2 protein-coding genes are annotated in these 953 nt (G+C 59.3%); one reads left to right on the plus strand and one right to left on the minus strand.

Annotated features, from left to right (window positions below; genetic code table 11):
* Window positions 1–105, plus strand: a 105-nt coding sequence (locus tag FEM54_RS35215; RefSeq protein WP_420875340.1) for a hypothetical protein, incomplete at its 5' end; no start/stop codon positions are given.
* A gap of 195 nt (window positions 106–300) precedes the next feature.
* Here FEM54_RS35215 and FEM54_RS33170 read toward each other — a convergent pair.
* Window positions 301–953: GntR family transcriptional regulator (locus tag FEM54_RS33170; RefSeq protein ID WP_420875339.1), on the minus strand; the 653-nt coding region annotated here is incomplete at its 5' end.

The following is a 953-nucleotide window of genomic DNA, read 5'->3' on the forward strand; positions in this document are numbered from 1 at the left end:
CAAATCCGTGCAGCAGTCGGCACGGACTACGCCATGTATGCGGTCGCCAACCGTGAGTTGCTCGACCTGGCGTTGAGCGGTCAGTCGGTGCTGCAACCGGCTTGATCCCTCGGTAAAACAAAAGCCCCCGTATCGTAAGATGCGGGGGCTTTTTGTTGGCGCCACATTCATCAAACCCTACACACCCAATGTGGGAGCTGGCTTGCCTGCGATAGCGGTCTTTCAGTAACAGGAAGGCTGCTGACCCACCGCTATCACAGGCAAGCCAGCTCCCACAGTTTGATGTTCATCCACTTGGACTCAGTGGTGTTTGAGTAATTTGCTTTCCAGATGATCCAGGTGCTGAGTCATCAGGGTCACGGCGCCACTTGAATCGCGTTGCTCCACCGCATCGACAATCCCCAGATGCTCCTGCCAGGCGCAGTAGGTGCAGGCTTTCGCCTCATATTGCGCAATGATCAATGACGTCAACGGCACCAGGCTGTTGAGGAATTGCGCCAACGGTGCGTTGCCTGCCATCTGCGCCAATTGCAGATGAAACTCCCCCGATAATCGAATCGCTGGCCCGCGCTGGTCGCGTTCGATGCAGTCGCGCTCCCGTGCAATCAACTCGCGCAGCTGGCGTATCTGCGGGGTGGTCGCTTGGGCGCAGGCCAACTGCACCACGGTGATCTCGGTCATCCGCCGCGCCTCCAGAATCTGACGCGCCTGCTGCGCATCCGGCGCCGCCACCTGGGCACGCTGGTTGGGGCGCAGGATGATCACTTGCTGATGGGACAGCTTGGCCAGCACACGGCGAATCACACTGCGGCTCACACCAAAGGTTTCGCCCAGGCTCTCTTCGGTAAAACGGCTGGCCGGGGCGATGCGTTGTTCGAGGATGGCATCGAACAGGCGTGGGTAGATGTCATCCACCGAAAGTTTTTTACCGCCAACCAGGCGCAGGGCAGGGA

It is taken from the genome of Pseudomonas edaphica (assembly GCF_005863185.1).
GTDB lineage: Bacteria > Pseudomonadota > Gammaproteobacteria > Pseudomonadales > Pseudomonadaceae > Aquipseudomonas > Aquipseudomonas edaphica.